The organism is Amycolatopsis sp. NPDC057786 (assembly GCF_042797905.1).
Taxonomy (GTDB): Bacteria; Actinomycetota; Actinomycetes; order Mycobacteriales; family Pseudonocardiaceae; genus Amycolatopsis.
Window position 1 is genome coordinate 11,088 of sequence record NZ_JBHVKW010000147.1, and the last position, 4,074, is coordinate 15,161.

Below are 4,074 nucleotides of genomic sequence, written 5' to 3' on the forward strand. Positions count from 1 at the left end.
GGGCGCCCCCCCCCCCCCCCACCCCCCACCACGGTGACCAGGCAGGCGGTCGGGGGTTTACCGCACGGCGCGCGTCACGCCGGTCGGACCGCTCACGGCTTGAACCGGTCGGCGTGCTCGGCGACCCACTGCGCGAAGGTGCGGGCAGGGCGCCCGGTCACCTTCTCGATCGTGTCGACCACGGTGCGCGCCTCAACTGGCGGATCGCTGTGCCAGCCGACGACGTACTCGGCGTCCGCGACCGAGACGCCGTCGGCCAGCAGCCGGTCGATCGCCTGCTGCCGCGTGATCCGCTCCAGCGCGATGTCGCGGCCGACACCGGAGCCGAGGATCGCGATCCGTTCGCTCGTGGTCAGCGCTTCCGGGCCGGTGAGGTTGTAGACCTTGCCCGAATGCCCGTCCTCCACGAGCGCGGTGGCGGCAACGGCGCCGATGTCGCCCTCGTGCACGACCGCGCTCGGGAGGTCGAACGGCTCACGGACCACGCCGTCGGCGCGGACGGAGTCGACCCAGGTCAGGGCGTTGGACATGAACTCCTGCGGCTCGAGCCGCGTCCACTCCACCCCGGACTCGGCCATCGCCTGTTCCGTCGGGCCGACGTAGCCGCCCCAGACGACGGTCATCCGCCGAACTCCCGCGTCCACGGCGCGTTTCACCAGATCGGCGCCGACGTCGGCGAGGCCCGCCGTCACGGTGATGTGCAGGCGGGTGACGCCCTCGAAGGCGTCGGTGAGGGTTTCGGGCGCGGTGTGTGTGCCCTCCACCAGTTCGACGCCCGCCGGAAGCTTTGCCGCCGACGGGTTCCTGGTCAGTGCCCGGACGTGTTCTCCTCGGCGGACGAGTTCGGCGACGACGTGGCGGCCGGTGTTCCCGGTGGCGCCGGTTACCAAGACGGTCATGAGTGATTCCCTTCGTTTCCCGTGACGTTAAAAGCTCAAGTAATCTGGAGGTCAAGCGGACCGGTCAGGAATCGAGAAGCGTCGAGGTCCACGGGATCCCTAGCGTCATCGCCACAGGCAAAACGACTCCAGGAGGTTCCCGTGAGCAAGCGGATCCGGACGTTCCATCGGTGGACGTCGCTCGTCTTCGTCGCCACCGTCGTCGTGTGCTTCGTGGTCGTGGCCAAGGGCGACCCCGCGCAGTGGGTGCTCTACACGCCACTGCCGCCGCTCTTCTTGCTGATGTTCAGCGGTCTTTACCTGTTCGCGCTGCCGTATACCGCCAAGCGGCGGAACCGGCGGCGCGTGGCCGGGTGACTCTCCGCGTCTTAGTTCATGGCAAAAATTAACACTCGCCGTACCGGCCCGAAACTCTTGACGCGGCCGCCGGGGCCGGTGAGGATCGGCCGGTCCCCGCCTCCCGCAGAATGGACCAGACCATGGCAAGACGTGCCCGTGCGCGCCGAAGTCCGCTGATCGCCTTGATGAGTCTCGCGCTGCTCGGCGGGGCCGTGGTGGCCACACCCGCCGCCGTCGCGGCCGAACAACCCGTGATCGGGAAGCCCGCGTTCGACCGGGACGGTTGCGCCCGGATCGAGAAGAGCCTGCCGACGCTCGCCGACTGGCCGAAGGTCGAGAGCCGGTTCAAGGGCAAGGGCGGTGACGAGCAGCGGATCGCCCGGATCCTCGAAGGGATGACCTTGGAGGAGAAGGTCGGGCAGATGACGCAGCCCGAGATCGCGGCGATCACCCCCGACGAGGTCCGGCGGTACTCGATCGGCTCGGTCCTCAACGGCGGCGGTTCGTGGCCCAACAAGGACAAGCACGCCTCCCAGCAGGACTGGCTCAAGCTCGCGGACGCCTACTGGGAAGCCGCGAAGGGCAGCCGGACGAAGATCCCGGTGATCTGGGGCATCGACGCCGTGCACGGCAACAACAACGTGTACGGCGCCACCGTCTTCCCGCACAACATCGGGCTCGGCGCGGCGCAGGACCCGTGCCTGGTGCGGGACATCTCCGCGGCGACGGCCCGGCAGATCCGCGCCACCGGCCAGGACTGGGCCTTCGCGCCGACGCTGGCCGTCGTGAAGGACGACCGCTGGGGCCGCACCTACGAAGGGTTCTCCGAGGACCCGCGGATCACCAGGGCCTACGGCTACGAGGCGATCAACGGTCTCCAGGACGGCTCGACCAAACGCATCGGCTACAACGGCGTGATCGGCACCGCCAAGCACTTCATCGGGGACGGCGGCACTCTCAAGGGGCAGGACCAGGGCGTCAACCCGTCGTCCGAAGCCGAGATGGTCAACGTCCACGGCCAGGGCTACTACGGCGCGCTCGCGGCGGGCTCCCAGACCGTGATGGTGTCGTTCAACAGCTGGACGAACGCCGAACTCGGTATCGACGAGGGCAAGCTGCACGGCAGCGACAAGGCGCTGAACCAGATCCTCAAGGGCAAGATGGGCTTCGACGGCCTCGTCGTGTCCGACTGGAACGGCATCGGCCAGGTTCCCGGCTGCACCAACGCTTCCTGCCCGCAGGCGATCAACGCCGGCATCGACATCGTGATGGTGCCCAACGACTGGAAGGCGTTCATCGCCAACACCGTCGCCCAGGTCACCAGTGGCCAGATCCCGCTTTCGCGCATCGACGACGCGGTGACCAGGATCCTGCGCGTCAAGCTGCGCTCGGGGCTGTACGAGTCGCAGAAGCCGTCGGACCGGTCCTACGCCAACTCCGACGAGGCACTGAAGGAGACCTGGCTGGCGCGCGACGCCGTCCGGTCGTCGCAGACGTTGCTGAAGAACAACGGCAACGTGCTGCCGCTCAAGCCGAAGTCGAAGGTCCTCGTGGTCGGCAAGAGCGCGGACAGCATCCAGAACCAGACCGGCGGCTGGACGCTGAGCTGGCAGGGGACCGGCAACACCAACGCCGACTTCCCGAACGCCACGTCGATCCTCGCCGGGCTCAAGCAGCAGCTCGGCGACGTCAACGTCACCTTCGACGAGAAGGGCGACACGGACCCGAAGGGCTACGACGCCGTTATCGCCGTCATCGGCGAGACCCCGTACGCGGAAGGCGTCGGCGACCTGACCCGCAAGACGCTGGAGGCCTCGAAGCTCTACCCCGAAGATCTGGCCGTTCTGGACAAGGTCCGTGGGAAGGGCGCTCCGGTCGTCACCGTCTACGTCGGCGGCCGCCCGCTGTACATGAACAAGGAGATCAACCGTTCCGACGCGTTCGTCGCGGCCTGGCTGCCCGGCACCGAAGGCGGCGGCGTCGCCGACGTCCTGCTCAAGGGCGGGTTCAAGGGCAAGCTGCCGTATTCGTGGCCGAAGAGCGCGTGCCAGACGCCGCTGAACGCGGGTTCGGCGGACTACGACCCGCTGTTCGAACTCGGCTACGGCCTCAAGACCGGGCAGCGCGTCACCATCGGTCAGCTTGACGAGACGGCCGGGCCCGTGTCGTGCGGCTCGACCGGTGGCGGCGGCACGGCGACCGAGGATCTCGAGATCTTCAACCGCACCGATGTCGCGCCGTACAAGGGTTTCATCGGATCGGCGGAGAACTGGGGCGGTACCGAGATCGGTCCCGACGGCGCCGCTTCACACGCTGAGATCAACGTCGTGCAGTCGGACGTGAACGTGCAGCAGGACAGCCTCAAGTCGACCTGGACCGGCACCGGGCCGGCGCAGCTCTACTTCCAGAACCCGGTCGGTACCAACGATTTGCGGGGCTATCTCAACGCCGACGCGGCGCTGGAGTTCGACACCGTGGTGCACGAGGCGCCCGCCAACCGGACGGTGATCAGTATGCACTGCGTCTACCCGTGCTTCTCCGAGGTGAACGCGACCAAGCTGTTCACCGATCTGGCGGGAGCGCCGAAGTCGACCGTGAAGATCCCGGTGTCGTGCTTCGCCAATGGGCTGGATCTGGAGAACGTCAACACGCCGTTCCTGGTGTACACCGACGGCAAGTTCTCCGCTTCGTTCGCCAACGTCCGGTGGGTGCCCAAGGGAGCGCAGGACCCTGATGCGAGGCCTTGCTCGAGCCTGAACTGACCTCGTCGCTGGGGATCCCGGCGCGGCATGACGCGAAAGCCACTTTCGCAACCTTCAAGGTTGCGAAAGTGGCT

Annotated in this window: 3 protein-coding genes; 2 read left to right on the forward strand and 1 reads right to left on the reverse strand. The window is 67.6% G+C overall.

Translation table 11 applies throughout. The features are described from left to right. Positions 1-92: 92 nt before the first annotated feature. The gene (locus tag ACFVM3_RS39655) at positions 93-899 is read right to left on the reverse strand and encodes an NmrA family NAD(P)-binding protein (protein ID WP_378444932.1); all 807 of its coding nucleotides are present in this window, start codon (positions 897-899) and stop codon (positions 93-95) included. Between the two features lie 141 nt (positions 900-1,040). On the opposite strand from ACFVM3_RS39655, the gene ACFVM3_RS39660 reads away from it, so the two are divergent. Together ACFVM3_RS39660 and ACFVM3_RS39665 are read left to right on the forward strand one after the other, a co-directional pair. Beyond that, positions 1,041-1,256: a hypothetical protein gene (locus ACFVM3_RS39660; RefSeq protein ID WP_378444933.1), complete on the forward strand. Its 216-nt coding sequence runs from the start codon at positions 1,041-1,043 to the stop codon at positions 1,254-1,256. A gap of 167 nt (positions 1,257-1,423) precedes the next feature. Next, on the forward strand, positions 1,424-4,000 hold the full coding sequence (locus tag ACFVM3_RS39665; RefSeq protein ID WP_378444936.1) for an exo 1,3/1,4-beta-D-glucan glucohydrolase: 2,577 nt from the start codon (positions 1,424-1,426) through the stop codon (positions 3,998-4,000). Positions 4,001-4,074 lie beyond the last annotated feature (74 nt).